This window comes from Novosphingobium album (ex Hu et al. 2023) (genome assembly GCF_022832385.1).
In the GTDB taxonomy this organism is placed as follows: domain Bacteria; phylum Pseudomonadota; class Alphaproteobacteria; order Sphingomonadales; family Sphingomonadaceae; genus Novosphingobium; species Novosphingobium album.
In genome coordinates this window covers 1-15,891 of record NZ_JALHLE010000025.1, presented here as the reverse complement: position 1 = coordinate 15,891, position 15,891 = coordinate 1, and the positions used below count along the sequence as shown (strand labels likewise).

At 64.5% G+C, this 15,891-nt stretch carries 18 protein-coding genes; 10 read left to right on the top strand and 8 right to left on the bottom strand.

Annotation, left to right across the window (positions count from 1 at the left end):
* From MTR64_RS15495 to MTR64_RS15485, 3 genes are all read left to right on the top strand, one after another.
* Positions 1 to 639: TonB-dependent receptor domain-containing protein (locus MTR64_RS15495; RefSeq protein ID WP_243995266.1), on the top strand; the 639-nt coding region annotated here is incomplete at its 5' end.
* A 107-nt stretch (positions 640 to 746) separates the two neighbouring features.
* Positions 747 to 2,570 carry a methyl-accepting chemotaxis protein gene (locus MTR64_RS15490; RefSeq protein ID WP_243995263.1) on the top strand — a complete coding sequence of 608 codons (1,824 nt, stop codon included), beginning with the start codon at positions 747 to 749 and terminating at the stop codon, positions 2,568 to 2,570.
* 160 nt (positions 2,571 to 2,730) lie between these two features.
* The gene (locus MTR64_RS15485) at positions 2,731 to 3,504 is read left to right on the top strand and encodes a CPBP family intramembrane glutamic endopeptidase (RefSeq protein WP_243995261.1); all 774 of its coding nucleotides are present in this window, start codon (positions 2,731 to 2,733) and stop codon (positions 3,502 to 3,504) included.
* A 73-nt stretch (positions 3,505 to 3,577) separates the two neighbouring features.
* On the opposite strand, the gene MTR64_RS15480 is transcribed toward MTR64_RS15485, so the two are convergent.
* On the bottom strand, positions 3,578 to 4,648 hold the full coding sequence (locus tag MTR64_RS15480; protein WP_243995259.1) for a DUF2332 domain-containing protein: 1,071 nt from the start codon (positions 4,646 to 4,648) through the stop codon (positions 3,578 to 3,580).
* A gap of 401 nt (positions 4,649 to 5,049) precedes the next feature.
* On the opposite strand from MTR64_RS15480, the gene MTR64_RS15475 reads away from it, so the two are divergent.
* Complete coding sequence (locus tag MTR64_RS15475; RefSeq protein ID WP_243995257.1) at positions 5,050 to 5,400, top strand: hypothetical protein; 351 nt, start codon at positions 5,050 to 5,052, stop codon at positions 5,398 to 5,400.
* Between the two features lie 24 nt (positions 5,401 to 5,424).
* Here the strand turns inward: MTR64_RS15475 and MTR64_RS15470 are convergent, their stop codons facing one another.
* Positions 5,425 to 6,459, bottom strand: coding sequence for a S66 peptidase family protein (locus tag MTR64_RS15470; RefSeq protein ID WP_243995254.1), 1,035 nt, complete (start codon positions 6,457 to 6,459; stop codon positions 5,425 to 5,427).
* 93 nt (positions 6,460 to 6,552) lie between these two features.
* On the opposite strand from MTR64_RS15470, the gene MTR64_RS15465 reads away from it, so the two are divergent.
* Entirely contained in the window at positions 6,553 to 7,428 is an 876-nt protein-coding gene (locus MTR64_RS15465) for an LOG family protein (RefSeq protein WP_243995252.1), read from the top strand.
* Positions 7,429 to 7,431: 3 nt separating this feature from the next.
* Here MTR64_RS15465 and thiD read toward each other — a convergent pair whose 3' ends face one another.
* The 3 genes from thiD to glmM all read right to left on the bottom strand — a co-directional run bounded on the left by thiD (position 7,432) and on the right by glmM (position 9,864).
* Entirely contained in the window at positions 7,432 to 8,178 is a 747-nt protein-coding gene (thiD, locus tag MTR64_RS15460) for a bifunctional hydroxymethylpyrimidine kinase/phosphomethylpyrimidine kinase (RefSeq protein ID WP_243995250.1), read from the bottom strand.
* A 118-nt stretch (positions 8,179 to 8,296) separates the two neighbouring features.
* The gene (locus MTR64_RS15455) at positions 8,297 to 8,524 is read right to left on the bottom strand and encodes a DUF1272 domain-containing protein (protein ID WP_243995248.1); all 228 of its coding nucleotides are present in this window, start codon (positions 8,522 to 8,524) and stop codon (positions 8,297 to 8,299) included.
* Positions 8,524 to 9,864 carry a phosphoglucosamine mutase gene (glmM, locus tag MTR64_RS15450; protein WP_243995246.1) on the bottom strand — a complete coding sequence of 447 codons (1,341 nt, stop codon included), beginning with the start codon at positions 9,862 to 9,864 and terminating at the stop codon, positions 8,524 to 8,526. Before glmM ends, MTR64_RS15455 begins: the two co-directional genes overlap by 1 nt.
* Positions 9,865 to 9,969: 105 nt before the next feature.
* Between glmM and MTR64_RS15445 the strand changes: the two genes are divergently transcribed.
* Positions 9,970 to 11,244, top strand: coding sequence for a dicarboxylate/amino acid:cation symporter (locus MTR64_RS15445; RefSeq protein WP_243995244.1), 1,275 nt, complete (start codon positions 9,970 to 9,972; stop codon positions 11,242 to 11,244).
* A 5-nt stretch (positions 11,245 to 11,249) separates the two neighbouring features.
* Here MTR64_RS15445 and MTR64_RS15440 read toward each other — a convergent pair whose 3' ends face one another.
* Positions 11,250 to 11,858 (bottom strand): HNH endonuclease, encoded by a 609-nt coding sequence (locus MTR64_RS15440; RefSeq protein ID WP_243995242.1) that lies wholly within the window; start codon positions 11,856 to 11,858, stop codon positions 11,250 to 11,252.
* A gap of 153 nt (positions 11,859 to 12,011) precedes the next feature.
* Here MTR64_RS15440 and gluQRS point away from each other — a divergent pair, with 153 nt between their 5' ends.
* From gluQRS to MTR64_RS15420, 4 genes are all read left to right on the top strand, one after another.
* Complete coding sequence (gene gluQRS, locus MTR64_RS15435) at positions 12,012 to 12,872, top strand: tRNA glutamyl-Q(34) synthetase GluQRS (RefSeq protein ID WP_243995239.1); 861 nt, start codon at positions 12,012 to 12,014, stop codon at positions 12,870 to 12,872.
* The gene (locus MTR64_RS15430) at positions 12,869 to 13,102 is read left to right on the top strand and encodes an HIG1 domain-containing protein (RefSeq protein ID WP_243995237.1); all 234 of its coding nucleotides are present in this window, start codon (positions 12,869 to 12,871) and stop codon (positions 13,100 to 13,102) included. Before gluQRS ends, MTR64_RS15430 begins: the two co-directional genes overlap by 4 nt.
* A gap of 16 nt (positions 13,103 to 13,118) precedes the next feature.
* Positions 13,119 to 13,688, top strand: coding sequence for a cob(I)yrinic acid a,c-diamide adenosyltransferase (locus tag MTR64_RS15425; protein WP_243995235.1), 570 nt, complete (start codon positions 13,119 to 13,121; stop codon positions 13,686 to 13,688).
* Positions 13,689 to 13,751: 63 nt separating this feature from the next.
* Entirely contained in the window at positions 13,752 to 14,621 is an 870-nt protein-coding gene (locus tag MTR64_RS15420; protein WP_243995233.1) for a 3-hydroxyacyl-CoA dehydrogenase family protein, read from the top strand.
* A gap of 100 nt (positions 14,622 to 14,721) precedes the next feature.
* Here MTR64_RS15420 and MTR64_RS15415 read toward each other — a convergent pair whose 3' ends face one another.
* Positions 14,722 to 14,940, bottom strand: coding sequence for a hypothetical protein (locus MTR64_RS15415; RefSeq protein ID WP_243995231.1), 219 nt, complete (start codon positions 14,938 to 14,940; stop codon positions 14,722 to 14,724).
* Between the two features lie 23 nt (positions 14,941 to 14,963).
* The coding region (locus MTR64_RS15410) for a MutS-related protein (protein WP_419144954.1) at positions 14,964 to 15,891 on the bottom strand (928 nt) is incomplete at its 5' end.

Below are 15,891 nucleotides of genomic sequence, written 5' to 3'. Positions count from 1 at the left end.
GCCGACCGCATCCTGTTCGCCAACTACGTCAGCCCGGTTAGCGGCCAGCTTCTGGTACCTTCGGCAGCCTATGACCCGGTCAAGCAGGCCGAGGGCGGCGTGAAGTACCGTTCCGACAACGTCGAAGCCTATGTAACCGGGTTCTGGGCGAAGACCGGCGAGCACAATATCGGTCTCGAGCGCGCGTACCGCGCCTATGGCGTCGAGTTCGAGGGCAGCTATCGCAGGGGCATTTTCCTGCTGAACGGCGGCGCGACCTGGACCCAGGCGGAAATCACCAAGGACAGCTACGACTCTTCCAAGGTCGGCAATACGCCGAAGCACCAGGCGGATCTGATCTTCCAGGTCACCCCGCAAGTGGAAACCGAGCGCTTCACGGTCGGCGCCAACTTCTATGGCACAACCAGCAGCTTCGCCAGCGACACGAACCAGCTCAAAATGCCGGGCTACGTCGTTACCAATGCGTTCGTTCAGTATCGTCCTACCGATCGCGTCTCGATCATGCTTAACGCCAACAACCTGTTTGACGTTCTTGGTCTTGTCGAAGTGAACGAGGACTACATCCCGTCGAGCGGCGTGGTGACTGCACGGACCATCAATCCGCGCACCATCTCTACCTCGCTGCGCTTCAACTTCTGAGGTTCTTCCGGCCGCGGCGCAGAGTGTGCCGCGGCCGGCCCCCTGGAAGCAAACGAATACCAGATTGGATTGAAAACATGCTCAGCTCGTTGAACATCCCGAAGAAGTTGGCGGTCGCATTCGTCGCGATCAACCTCTCGGCGGCGATCATGATGTTGGTCTTTGCCATCAACATCGTGATGATCAGCCGATCCACCGAGCGGACCAACTTCCACCAGGACATCCACTCCAAGGCACTGGAACTGGAAACGCAGATTCTGCGCCAGAACAGCCAGATGCGCGGATACCTGGTGACCGGAGACGACACCTACCTCAAGTCGTACTACGAAGGCCGTGACCAGTATGACGAGGTTTCGGCAGAGCTGGAAAACCTCCTGACCAATCCGGAAATGAAGGACAAATTGCTCGAATCACGCGCGGAAACGCTCAAGTGGCGCGCGGACTGGGGTGACAAGTCGATTGAAATCGTCAAGCAGGGCCAGCTGCAGGAAGCTGCCGAGCGCGTCCGCGACGCCGGCAAAAACGCACTGGTAAGCGCCGCCGTACTGCCGCTGCGTGACCTGCGCGACTACGAAGAAGCCCAGCTCAAGGAAGAATCCGACGGGCAGTCCGGCGCCATCACCACGGCGTGGATTGCGCTCGCGATCGGCGGCCTGGCCCTGATTGGCGTGGCAGTAGCCCTGCAGCGCAAGCTGAGCCGCGACATCGCCGCTCCGGTCGGCGAGCTGACGGATACGATGGCCGCGCTGGCCGACGGCCGCAACGACATCTCGGTGCCCGGCACCGAGCGCGTCGACGAACTGGGCAACATGGCCCGCGCCGTGCTGGTCTTCCGCGACGAGGCGATTGCCAAGATCGCGGCGGACAAGGACCGCGAAAAGGCCATGGCCGAGATCGGCGACAAGCTGCACGACCTCTCGCAGTCCGACCTGCGTGCAAGGCTCAACGACCTGCCCGACGCCTTCTCGTCGGTCGCCCGCGACTTCAACAACGCGCTCGACCAGCTCTGCTCGGTCATGGGTTCGGTGCGCGGCAGCATCGATTCGATTTCCACCGGCTCGTCCGAGATCCGGCAGGCGACCACCGACCTGTCCAACCGCTCCGAGGAACAGGCTGCCCGCCTGCAGTCCTCCGCCGCGGCCATGGACGAGATCACCCGCAAGGTCGGCGAGAGTGCCGGTATCGTCGCCCAGGCCAACAAGGCCATGAGCGAAGCACGCGGCGAAGCCGAACAGGGCGGCGCCGTCGTTCAGCGCGCGATCGAGGCCATGCACGGCATTGATCAGGCCACCAAGGAAATCGCCGAGATCATCACCGTGATCGACGGCATCGCCTTCCAGACCAACCTGCTGGCCCTCAACGCGGGCGTCGAAGCGGCGCGCGCCGGCGATGCTGGCAAGGGCTTCGCGGTCGTTGCATCGGAAGTGCGGGCACTGGCCCAGCGCGCCGCCGATGCAGCCTCTGACGTCAAGTCGCGCATTCTGGCTGCGACCGATCACGTGACTTCGGGCGTCGGCCTCGTCAACGACACCGGCGGCTCGCTCAACCGCATCATCGAGCGCGTCTCCAGCGTGTCGGAATCGATCGAGGCCATGGCCGAAGCTGCCGAGCAGCAGTCGACCGGTCTGCTCAAGGTCAACGAAGCGATCAGCGCGATGGACGCGATGACCCAGCAGAACGCGGCCATGGTCGAGGAGACCACCGCCGCCACCGAAATGCTCGCACGCGAAGCCCAGCAGCTGTTCGAGGCGTTCTCGACCTTCAAGGTCGATGACAGCCCTTCCTTCCGCAAGGCCGCGCCGGCCGCTGCGACCCCGCGTCCGGCGGCACCTGCTCCCAGGCCCGTCCAGGCGCCTAAAGCCGCTGCCACACCGCGCGTGGTCGGCAACCTGGCAGTGCAGACGAGCGAGGATGACTGGTCGGAATTCTGACAGGCCGGTTCATCCGCCAAGCTCAGGAAAAGGGGCCGCGCAGGCATGGCTTGCGCGGCCCCTTTCGCAATCTGTCACGGGCAGGTTGGCCTTTGCACAGACAATGTGCACCGGCGCCAATCCGCTTGCACCGTCAAACCCGGCCATCTAGGCTCACCGCGTGAGCGGCAACACACCCCCAATCGATCCTGCAAGCGCAGGAATCCGGCCTCCCGGCGTCGCTGCGCCGCGCCCGCTCGGCTGGGGGCGGTTCCTGCTGCAATTTGTCAGCGTGATACTTGCTTACTGCCTCGCCTCGGCTCCGCCGGTATTGTTCTTCGGCATGGATTCCGCGCTCGGGCTGGGGCTATCGGCCGTCACCAGCATGGCTGCGGGACTGTTCGTTGCGTGGCTCTGGCTGCGCAGCGACCGGGCAGTAGCCGAAGCATGGGACCTGTCATTGCCAGCCAGCTGGCCTGGCACGCTCGGTATTGCGGTTGCCTCTGCCATCGGCATCCAGCTGTGGTTCCAACTCTGCGCATGGCTGGCCCATCTCGCCGGCCTGCCAGCGGTGGAAGCCGGGCTGGTGATCAAACACGTGACAGAGAGTGCGCTCAACCTCGTTTTTTGGGTCGTAGCGGTAGGATGGTTTGTCGCAGGTTTCGGCGAGGAACTGATGTGGCGCGGCTTTCTGCTTGACCGCTTGACGCGCCTGCCCGGCATTCAGGGCCGCGCATGGCTGGCGGTCACGCTGCAGGCGACAGTCTTTGGACTGCCGCATATCTACGAAGGCGGCGCGAGCGGGATCATAGTGACCGGCTCGATCGGCCTGTTCTTCGGGTGGCTGCGCCTGCGCCTGCGCGGCAATCTGTGGGCATTGGTGATCGCCCATGCCTTGGTCGACACCGCCTCGTTTCTCGCCGCTTATGTGACGACGGTTTACGGGCAGGGCTGATCGGCTGCCACGCAACCCAAAAAGATAAAGGGCCCCCGCCGATCACACAGCGAAAGACCGTTGGAAATGGTGTTTACGTCGAGGCAGACGGTCCATGCCAGTCAATCGACGCGCCATAGGGATGGCAGATGGCCAGCGTGATCCGCTCACCGTCCGCCGAATCCCCGCACCAGTGGCTCAGGGTTAGCGAGACTTCGGTACGCCCCAGGTCCCATTCGAGCCCCATCCGTGCCAGCGGCCGGTCCGGCGTGGCCCGGCGACCTGCCGCGCGGATCGTATCGCGCGCGGCATGGAGATCTTCCTCGGGCAGGTACTGCATCACCATCGAATGCTGGACCACCCGCACCGTTCCAGGCGCCTGTGGCTGGGCAAGGCGGTCGGCAAGCCAGGTCACCGCGTTGGCCCGATCGACAACCGGAATCGAATCGCGCGCCAGCAGCATGGCTTGGCTCAGGCATTCGGAACGTACTTCGTCACCCGGCCAGACGTAGGACATCAGGCGCTCACGGGTGTGCGGGTCATCAAGGCGCAGCGGCCTCAGGTCGACACCCCGGGCAGATGCAATCCTCACGTCTGCCTGAGGCGGGGCCGCCCCCTGCCATTGCGGCGCGAGTTGCAGCGGCGATGCGGGATCACCGAATGTGTGTCCGCCAAGATTGTGTCCGTAGTTGTCGAGGAGCAGGTTCAGTCCGGCGCTGGCCCCGATCTCGAGCAGTTCGACGGGCAGGCCATAGCGGTTCGCCAGCACTGCGAGTGCGGCCATGAACGCGCTCGACCTGCGCACTTCGTTTGTCTGCGTAGGATGGCCCATCCAGACCAGCAGCGTGCGCTCGCCCAGTTCGAGAGCTTCACCGACCGCGCGGTCAAAATCCTGATGGATACCCGCGTAGAGCGCGGACAGGTCAGGAAAAGTGCCGCGCCGCGCCAGCGCATGCAGGCCCGCGTTGAGCCGCAACGACATAGCGCTGGCCGCCGGATCGCCGGGCCAGCCTGCAATCAAAGCCTCGAGTTCAGACGCGCGGAACAGCTGCCGGCGCGCAGCTGCCAGAACGTCGCCCACGAAAGGCGACCCCAGCGAGCGGGCGATCCCGGACTGGCGAAGCAGATAGTCGCGCTTGTCGGAAAACACGCTGTCCGGTGACACCGGAGGAAAGGCGGGGCCTGGCGCTACTCCTACTGGAACCGGACGGGCTTCCGGGGAGGCCATGGACACGCTTGAAACCCTCGCAAAGACTTGGAGCACCGGGATTTTCCGGGAGACAGCGGCAGAGTAAGGATGTCTGGTTGATGCAATCAGGACCGCTAACTAGGCGAATATCCGTATAATGGAGGCCGGGATCGCGGATTTTCGCGCCGTTCCGCCGCCCCGGCGAACAACTTTGTCCGGCAACACCAATCCGCAAGCCCGCGGCTGTCCAGAATGCCCCTATAATTGCCGTCGCGTTTACCGTCTTACTTGTTACCGCAAAGGGGTTTTCCAACGTCAGCCGGACTGCCGTGGAACGCGCCGAGCAGGTGCGGTCAATTATTTCAGGATGACGTGAAATGGCCTTGCACGATCCCGCCGAGAGCCCGGCTGCATTCCATCCCGGCGAACGCCGTCACCAGCGTGAGCAAGTGGAAATGATGGCCCGGTTTCGCCGTGATCTCGCCAGCAGCACGGTCATGCTCAAGGACCTGACCCCGTTCGGTGCGCGGATCGAGGGGATCGGTCCTTTGCAGACGGACGAGGCCGTCAGCCTCGCGCTGCCGGGATGCCGTCCGGCGATTGCCTTTGTTGCCTGGGCCAACGACCATTGCGCAGGACTGGAGTTCGCTGAACCGCTGGAAAATGACATCTTTGCAGAACTCGTCGCCAGCTACGGCCTCGGCCTCGATTCCGCAGCAGCGGCCTGACGCCACGCGGCCGGACGTACCACCTCAGGCGACGGCCGGTTCCAGCATGCGGATGGTACCCACGTCGGCATCGATCTCTGCCATGACGCCCACCGGAACGCTCACCTGCGCCGCGATGTGGCCGATCAGTGCCCCCTGGAAGACCGGCACGCCGAGATTCGCAAACTGCCGGTCGAGCACTTCGTAGATCGTGAAATTCGAATAGCCGGGGTCTGGATTCTGGCAGTGCGTGCACTGGCCAAAGACCACGCCCGCGACCTTGCCCAGAATGCCCGCAAGCGCGAGTTGGGTCAGCATCCTGTCGATCCGGTATTCGGACTCGTTCGTATCCTCCAGAAACAGGATCGCGTCGGTGAAGTCCGGCAGGTAGGGTGTGCCAGCCAGCGCCGAAAGTACGGTGAGATTGCCGCCGAGCAGCCGCCCGCTCGCTTTGCCGCCACGCAGTGTGCGCAGGGCCGGGCCCCGGCCCGAGAGGTTGGGGCCATCGGAGGAGGGCACGGAATACGTGGGCATTTCCGCCTCGAAGGCGAGCCTTCGGAACGCATCCCATGCCACCGGCGGCCAGGATGCTGTCGCATTGGGGCCATGAATCGAATGGACCCCGGTGCGCGCGGCAAACGCAAGATGCAGCGCGGTGTTGTCACTGAAGCCTGCGTAGAGCTTGGGCTTGCGGGCAAGTGTGGTGAAATCGAGGTGAGGCAGCAGCCGCGCCGAACCCCAGCCACCGCGCACGGCCATGATCCCGCGTACTTCGTCATCGGCGAACATCGCCATCAGATCGCGCGCCCGCGTCTCGTCCGATCCCGCGAGATAACCTTCGCGCTCCAGCATGTGCGGCGCGGGTTTGGGGATCAGGCCCATGGCACGCACCGTCTTCTCGATTTCGGCGAGGCCGAAGCGGTCGCCAATGAAACCTGCAGGCGCGACCAGCCCCAGCACATCGCCTTCGCGCAGGCGCGGCGGGCGGACGGAACGGACAGGGGCAGCGCCCGAAAGCACGGAAGGAAAGGGAACGGCAGCGGCGCCCAGCGCCGCGACGGCCTGGCGTCGTGTCAACATCGGGAACAAACCTATAGGGTGTTGAATTCGGTGCAAGCCGGTGTGTGCTTATCTGTGCTCGACGCCGTACCTGCAAACCGCCATGGATGAGCCATGACAGAAAAAGAAGAAAAGATCCTATCGGAACGCCGTTTCTACAAAGCCGAACAGGAAGTCGGCTTTGCCGACCAGCAGGGCGGCACGCTGCAGACCGAACATCCGGCCTACCAGCTGGCCTTTCGCGACACCGATTTCCTGCTGCGCGACGAACTGCGCCCGGTGCGCCTGCAGCTTGAACTGCTCAAAACCGAGATGCTGCTGGAAGAAGCGCAGATCGGATCGACGCTGGTTTTCTATGGCTCGGCCCGCATTCCCTCACCCGAAAAGTGCGAAGCGCTGCTGGCTGCGGCCCAGACGGATGAGGACAGGGCCGTCGCAGAGAAGCTGGCGGAGAAATCGAAGTATTACACTGAAGCACGCAGGCTCGCCCACCTCGCCAGCCAGTGCGCGGTCGTGGAAAAGGGCATGCGCCAGTTCGTGGTGTGCTCGGGCGGCGGGCCCGGCATCATGGAAGCGGCCAACCGGGGCGCCAGCGAAGTGGGCGCAGAATCGCTCGGCCTCAACATCGTGCTGCCGCATGAGCAGGCGCCCAACCCCTACGTGACTCCGCGCCTCTCGTTCCAGTTCCACTACTTCGCACTCAGAAAGATGCACTTCCTGCTGCGCGCGCGCAGCGTCGCGGTGTTCCCCGGCGGCTTCGGCACGCTCGACGAACTGCTCGAACTGCTCACCCTGATCCAGACCGGCAAGATGCGCCGCATCCCGGTGCTGCTCTACGGCCGGGAGTTCTGGAACCGCATCGTCAACTTCGAGGCACTGGCCGAGGAAGGCACGATCAACCGCCGTGACCTCGACCTGTTCCGCTGGTGCGAGACCGCGGAAGACGGCTGGCAGGTGATCCGCGAGTTCTACGACCTCGATTGCGGTTGAAGCCTACCTGACCGCCTGATGCCCCATCGGCCCATGCCCCGCCCCGTAGCCTGGCGCGGATTCGAGGGCAGCGCGAACGAATGCGCGGCCGCGTACGATGGCCTCTTCCAGTGGCAGCCCCGCGCCAAGGCCAGTCGCAATGGCGCTCGACAGGGTGCAGCCGGTGCCATGATTGTGCCGGGTATCGATCCGCGGTGCGGCCCAGACCACCGGTTCGCAGCCCGGCATGACGAGCCGGTCCTCCACCATCTGGCCGTCGGCATCACCGCCCTTGGCAAGATAGGCAATGCCGCGTGACGTCATGACGTCATGACCGCCCAGTGCATGAAGTTCGAGGACGTTCGGCGTGGTGAGCGAGGCCAGGGTCATCAATCGCGCAAAAGCCGCAACGGTCTCTGAATCTGCCAGAAGCGCGCCGCTGGTAGCCACCATGACGGGGTCGAACACGATCGGCACACCGAGCGCTTCGACCCGGTCCGCTACGGCGTGGGCAATAGCCGCCGAACCCAGCATCCCGATCTTCACAGCATCGACACCGATGTCGGACACGCAGGCATCGATCTGCGCGCCGACCATCTCCGGCGAGAGCGCTTCGACCATGGTCACGCCCAGCGAGTTCTGCGCCGTGATCGCGGTGATCGCGGTCATGGCGTAGCCGCCAAGCATGGTGATCGTCTTGATATCGGCCTGGATACCGGCACCGCCAGAACTGTCAGACCCGGCGATGGAGAGGATGCGGGGTGGTTGCATGGCGTTACGCTAGGCGGCGTGAGCATCCTTCGACAAGCTCAGGATGAGCGGGGTTGTGTGGATGGCACTTCCCTGTCCGCTCATCCTGAGCTTGTCGAAGGGTGAGCTTGCCCGCCCTCTACCCCTTGTAATGCCGCACTTTCGAAGGCGGATGCGCATCGTGATGCTTCTTCGCCCGCGTCGGCCGGTCGGTCAGCTCGCCGCCGCAGTTGGGGCACATGTCATCCAGGTCCTCGGCGCATTCAGCGCAGTAGGTGCATTCGAAACTGCAGATGAAGGCGCCGGGCGCCTCAGCGGGCAGGTCGGTACCGCAGCGTTCGCAATCGGGGCGCATTTCCAGAGCCATTATATCGCAGCCTCCTCGACAGCCTGACAGATCGAGGCCACGGCAGCCTCCACTTCACCCGCATCGTCGCCTTCGGCCATGACGCGGATGACCGGTTCGGTGCCCGACGGGCGGATCACCAGCCGCCCCTTGCCGTTCAGCGAAGCCTCGGCATCGGTGATGGCAGCCTTCACGCTGTCCGCTTCAAGCGGCTTGCCGCCCGCAAAGCGCACGTTGCGCAGCAGTTGCGGCACCGGATCGAACAGGTGCAGCAGTTCGCTTGCCCGCTTGCCCGACTGGACCAGCGCGGCCAGCACCTGCAGCGCCGCCACCGTGCCATCGCCGGTGGTCGCGTGATCGAGCAGGATCATATGGCCCGACTGCTCGCCGCCCACGTTGAAGCCGCCCTGCCGCATGCGTTCGAGCACGTGGCGGTCGCCGACCTTGGTGCGCTCGAGCGTCAGCCCCTGCCCCTGCAGGAACCGCTCGAGCCCGAGGTTCGACATGACAGTCGCCACGACCCCGCCGCCGCGCAGTTCACCGCGCGCGGCAAGCTGAGTACCGATCAACGCCATGATCTGGTCGCCATCGACGACCTGGCCCTTCTCATCGACCACGATCAGCCGGTCGGCATCGCCGTCGAGCGCGATGCCGATATCGGCGCCCGAGGAAACCACCGTTTCCTGCAACAGGTCCACGTGGGTGGAACCGCAGCGGTCGTTGATGTTCTTGCCATTGGGATTGACGCCGACAGCAATGATCTCCGCTCCGAGTTCCCAGAACGCGGACGGCGCCACCTGATATGCCGCGCCGTTTGCGCAATCGACCGCAATCTTGAGTCCGTCGAGCCGCACTGTCGAAGGCAGCGAGGCCTTCACCGCGTGGATATAGCGCCCGCGCGCGTCATCGATGCGGCGCGCCCGCCCGATTTCGGCGGCGTCAGCCAACGAAAGATCCTGCGCCAGCATTCCCTCGATCGCCAGTTCGTCCTCGTCAGACAGCTTGAAGCCATCAGGACCGAACAGCTTGATGCCGTTGTCCTCGTAGGGGTTGTGGCTGGCCGAGATCATCACCCCCACATCGGCACGCAATTCGCGCGTCAGCAGCGCGATCGCCGGCGTCGGCAGCGGACCAGTCAGCACCACGTCCATGCCCACGCTCGTGAATCCGGCCACCAGCGCGTTTTCCAGCATGTAGCCGGACAGGCGCGTGTCCTTGCCAATCACCACGCGGTGGCGGTGGGTGCCCCGCAGGAAGCGGGTGCCGGCCGCCTGGCCGACTTTCATGGCGGTAGCGGCGGTCATCGCGCCCTGGTTGGTGCGGCCACGAATGCCGTCTGTGCCGAAGAACTGCTTGCTCATGACGCCCCTCTATACCCTCACGCCGTTCCAGCAAATTGCTATGTCGTGACAGGCTGGTAATGTGACGCAATTCGACACGTACATACTTCACTGACAAGGGATCGCATGACAGAAACCAGCAGCGCCGCCCGCCTGCCCGAAATCCGCGTGCCGGGCATGCTGACACTGGGCGGACTGATCGCCGGTCTGGTGCTTGGGGCCATGCTGCGGGGCACCCCAGCGCTCGACCCGCTGCTGGCTATTGCCGGACCGCTCGGCGCCTTCTGGCTCAAGGCCCTGAAGATGACGATCCTGCCACTGGTGATCGGCCTGATGTTTACCGGCATCGTCGAAACCGCCGCCGCCGCGAACGCAGGTGCCATGGCCAAGCGGACGCTGGGACTGATCGTGGGCGTGCTGGCCGCCAGCACCGTGGTTGGCGGGGTGATGATGCCGCTGCTGATCCGGCTGTTTCCCGCCCCTGCCATGGCCATGTCTGCGAATGCCGCCAAGACGGCGGGGACTCCCCTCCCAGGTCTTGGCGACTTTCTCTCCTCGCTGGTGCCATCCAACGTGGTTTCCGCCGCGGCCGAGGATGCGATGCTGCCGGTGATCGTGTTCGTCGCGCTGTTCGCGCTGGCGACGACGCGACTGGCCGAAGCGCCGCGCCGCCAGCTTGCCTTGCTGTTCGAAGGGCTGGCAGGCGCCATGATCGTGGTAATCGGCTGGGTGCTCTGGGCAGCCCCGCTCGGCGTCTTCGCGCTGGGCCTGTCCCTGGCGGCCAGCAGTGGCCTGTCGGCGATCGGCGCGCTGGCGCATTACATCGTGCTCGTTTCCACGCTGGGGGCCGTGTTCCTGCTCTGCGGTTATCCGCTGGCAGTGATCGGCGGGCGCAAGCGCCTTTCCGCCTACGCCCGCGCCGTGCTGCCCGCGCAGGTCGTGGCAGTCTCGACGCAAAGCTCGCTCGCCAGCCTGCCGCCAATGCTCTCCTCGTGCCGCGAACTGGGCATTCGCCAGACCACCGCCGAATTCGTCCTGCCGTTGGCCGTCACGCTTTTCCGCGCAACCAGTCCGGCGATGAACATGGGCGTGGTGATCTACGCCGCGACACTCTCGGGCCACCACCTGACCCCGCTTGCCATCGCGGCCGGCGGCGTGGTCGCCTTCATCACGACTTTCGGCACCGTCTCGTTGCCCGGCACCATCAGCTTCATCGCCTCGACCGGTCCGATCGCGGCTGCCATGGGCGTGCCGCTCTGGCCGCTGGGCATTCTGGTCGCAGTGGAAATGCTGCCCGACATCATGCGCACCGTGGCCAACGTGACGATGGACGTGGCCGTAACGAGCGCGGTGGATGCAGGAATCGAAGAAACCTCAGGGAAAGCGGAAACGCTTCACTGAGAGCATTATTCTTCCAGTTCGATATCCCAATAGAGCCAGTCGCGCCAGGTTTCGTGCAGATAGTTTGGCGGAAAGCCCTTGCCGCGTTCCTGCAGTTGCCAGTTGGTCGGGCGGATCGGCTGGACCAGCGGAGGCATGTTCGCCTGCTTCGGCGTGCGACCGCCCTTCTTCAGGTTGCAGGGCGCGCAGGCGGTGAGGATGTTTTCCCAGCTCGTCTTGCCGCCGAGGCGGCGCGGGATCACGTGATCGAATGTCAGGTTGTGCGGGCTGCCGCAGTACTGACAGCTGAAGCGATCACGCAGGAACAGATTGAAGCGCGTGAAAGCCGGAAACTCGCTGGGTTTCACGTACTGGCGAAGCGCAATCACCGAGGGGATCTGCATCGTCCAGTTCGGTGAGTGAACTGCGCGGTCATAGCTGGAGACGATATCGACCCGCTCGAGCACGACCGCCTTGATCGCGGTCTGCCAGGGCCAGAGACTGAGCGGGTAGTAGGAAAGCGGGGTGTAATCCGCGTTCAGCACCAAGGCAGGGCAGTCTGAAAGACTTCGGGAGGGATCATCCTCCGCGCTGCGGAACCGGGCCGCGCGCTCGATCAGCTCCGACTTGAGCATGGCCTCCTGTCGCAGGCCGTCATTGCGGTTTGATGGCAATGCATGTGGGCATATGCAGCATTTGCGCGAGTCTGCGTCAAGCTGGCATTGTTGCAGCACCCTGACAATCCACAGGCTTGCAGCGGTGGCGCAGGGGACTAAGCAGGCTGCGGCATGATCGTGACCCGCTTCGCCCCCAGCCCCAACGGCCCGCTGCACCTTGGCCACGCTTATGCGGCCGTGGTCGCACACGATCTGGCGCACGACAGGGGCGGCCAGTTTCGCCTCCGGATCGAGGATATCGACGGTGAGCGCAGCCGCCCGGAATTCGTCGAGGAATTCTTCCTTGATCTCACATGGCTGGGTCTCAAGTGGGATGGCGAGGCCGCCTTCCAGTCGCAGCGCCTCGCCCGCTATGCCGAGGCGGGAGAACGGCTGAAAGCGATGGGCCTGCTCTATCCCTGCCGCTGCACCCGCGCCGAAATCGCGGCGGCCGCAACCGCCTTAGGACCAGACGGCCCGATCTATCCCGGTACCTGCCGCCACCGAAACGTGGAGCCCGAAGGTGCCGCCTGGCGGCTTGACGTCACGAAGGCCATGGCCGTGACGGGACCGCTCGATTGGGTGGACGAAACGGCCGGTCCGCAAGCCGCAACTCCTGCGATTTTTGGCGATGTCGTGCTGCTGCGCAAGGACCTGCCCGCCAGCTACCACCTCGCCGCCACGCTGGACGACGCGGCCGACGGAATTACGCTGATCACGCGCGGGATGGACCTGTTTCCGGCAAGCCACCTCCACCGCCTGCTGCAGGCGCTGCTCGGGCTGCCGGTGCCGGTCTGGCATCACCACGGGTTGCTGGTGGAAGCAAACGGGAAGAAGCTGGCAAAGCGACGTGGCTCATCTTCGCTGGGGGACCGGCGGCGTGCCGGAGAAAATGGCCGCGTCATCGCCGATGCCTTGCGCGCGCACCGCTTCCCCGCCGGGATTTCCCTGTCTGGCAATTCAACAGCTTTGGGCCTACATCAGGACTTATGAACTACATCCTTGTCCCCATCATCGTCATTCTGATGATCATGGTCGTCGTCAGCTTGGTGCGCGGCATTGTCGCCTTCATCAACAGCACCAGGGAAGACCTCAACCGCGATCCGAACATGACCGGGCCGACGCCGAACCAGGTGCTGCAGAACAAGATGATGTTCAACCGCATCAAGTATCAGGCGGCAGCCGTGCTCGTTTGCGCGATCCTGCTGGCGATGGCCCGGTAAGCGCACTGCCACTCCCTTGGTCCGGCTGAACAAGATCTACACGCGCACCGGCGACGACGGGACCACCGGCCTCGTCGACGGATCGCGCCTGCCAAAGCACGCCGCGCGCATGGAAGCCATCGGCGCGGTCGACGAAGCCAACAGCGCGATCGGCCTCGCCGTCTGCGCCCTGCCCGGTTCGCCGCATGCCGCGACGCTCACGCGCATCCAGAACGACCTGTTCGATCTCGGCGCCGATCTCGCCACGCCGGGCGAGGATTTCACGCCGGGCGAAATGACCTTGCGTGTCGTCGCCGCGCAAGCAGAATGGCTCGAGACGGCAATCGACGCGATCAACGAGCACTTGCAGCCGCTCAAAAGCTTCATACTGCCCGGTGGCAGCGAAGCCGCCGCCCGCGTCCATGTGGCCCGCGCAGCCGCCCGCAGCGCCGAGCGCAAGGCAACGGCACTCGCCGCATCGGTGCCGGTGAACCCGGCGGCGCTCGCTTATATCAACCGGCTCAGCGACTACCTTTTCGTCCTCGCCCGGGCGGTTAATGCCAACGGGGCCGACGACGTGCTTTGGGTCCCCGGACAGAATCGCTAGCTTCCCATGCCGGGCGCGAGCCGCTAGGCCCCGCGCAAATTCGGACTATGGAGGGAGTATAGCGTGCAGACAGTCGGTATCATCGGCGCGGGCATCATGGGTGCGGGCATTGCCCAGACTGTTGCCAGCAAGGGCATGGACGCCGTCCTGACGGACATCAGCCTGGAAATCGCCGAGAAGGGCAAGGCAGGCATTGCCAAGGGCCTTTCAAAGCTCGTCGCCAGGGAAAAGATGACGCAGGCCGATGCCGACGCGCTGCTCGCCCGCATTACCCCCGTCGGTGACTATGCCGCCCTTTCGGACTGCGACCTCATCATCGAAGCGGCGACCGAGCGTGAGGACATCAAGGCCAAGATCTTCGAAGCCGCAGGCAAGGTCCTGAAAGACGGCGCAATCATGGCGTCCAACACCAGTTCGATCCCGATCACCCGCATGGCCGCCCAGTCGCCCGACGCCAGCCGCTTCTGCGGCCTCCATTTCTTCAACCCGGTCCCGGTCATGGGCCTTGTCGAAGTGATCCCCGGCCTTGCGACTTCGCAGGACACCACCGACCGCATGAAAGCGTTCGGCGAGAAGCTGGGCAAGACCGTCGTCCTCGCAGGCGATGCGCCGGGCTTCGTGGTCAACCGCATCCTGTGCCCGATGCTGAACGAGGCGATTTTCGTCCTCGGCGAAGGGCTGGGTTCGGTCGAAGACATCGACGCGGGCTGCAAGATCGGCCTCAACCACCCGATGGGTCCGCTCACGCTGTCGGACTTCGTCGGCCTCGATACACTCTACGAGATCATGAAGGTGTTCCACGCGACCACCGGCGATCCCAAGTACCGCCCCGCCCCGCTGCTGCAGAAGTACGTCGAGGCAGGCTGGTATGGCCGCAAGAGCGGCAAGGGCTTCTACGACTACTCGGGTGAGAAGCCGGTCCCGACCCGCTGACCCTTTCTGCACGAAACAAGGCGCCCGCCAGCTTTCACGAGCCGGTGGGCGTTTTCGCGGAACGGCAGGAAGCCGGGATAGAGTCCCGGCCAGCGAAGGGCTAAGGCCGTTTCGCGCCTGACGGCTGCGCGGTCGAATCCTTGGCCCAGGGATTGACGTGATCGTCATGACTGGCCGCCGCGACCTTGGCCTTCTCCTGTTGGGAGACCTGATCCGCCGACGGCACCGAGCAGTACGCGGTTAGGAGAACGCCCGCAGACCAGAACAGCGCGTTCCAGCGGCTCTTGAACACTGTCGAGATTTTCGGCCCGAACATCATGGCTTACGCATAGACCAATAAGGTTAAGGTTCGGTACCCGCCTCGCGCTTGAGGTCGTAGAGCACTTCGAGCGCATCGCGCGGTGAAAGCGCATCGACATCCATGTCGCGCAGTTGGGAACGCAACGTGTCGCATTGCTCCTCACGCGCGTCTTCGGCGGCGGCAAAGAGCGGCAGATCGCCCAATCCGGCCGCGAGACCACCGGTTTCGGCACGGCCCTTCTCGAGCTTCTCCAGCACCGATTTCGCCCGGCTGATGACCTTTGGTGGCACGCCCGCCAGCCGCGCCACGGCAAGGCCGTAGCTGCGATCAGCCGGTCCTTCGGCCAGTTCGTGGAGCAGGACGAGGTCGCCCTTCCATTCGCGTGCGCGGACATGGTGGAGCGAGAGCGCCTCGCACGTCTCTGCCAGCCGAGCCAGTTCGTGGTAATGCGTGGCGAACAGGCAGCGGCAACGGTTCGTCTCATGCACCGCTTCGGCCACTGCCCATGCCAATGCCAGACCATCGTACGTCGATGTGCCGCGCCCGACTTCATCGAGAATAACGAAACTGCTCTCGGTCGCCTGCGCCAGAATCGCCGCGGTCTCGACCATCTCGACCATGAAGGTCGAACGCCCGCGCGCGAGATTGTCCGAAGCACCGACGCGGCTGAACAGGCGGTCCACCATTCCGATGCGCGCGGACTTGGCTGGCACGAAACCGCCCGCCTGCGCGAGCAGCACGATCAGTGCATTCTGGCGCAGGAAGGTCGACTTACCACCCATGTTCGGGCCGCCGATCAGCCAGAGCCGGTCATGCGTGCCCAGACGACAGTCGTTGGCGACGAAGCGCTCGCCCTGCGCCGCAAGGGCCGCTTCGACGACTGGATGCCTGCCGCCCTCGATTTCCAGCGACAGCCCTTCGACCACCTGCGGGCGCGTCCAGCCGCCCTCGGCGGCCCGCTCGGCCTGC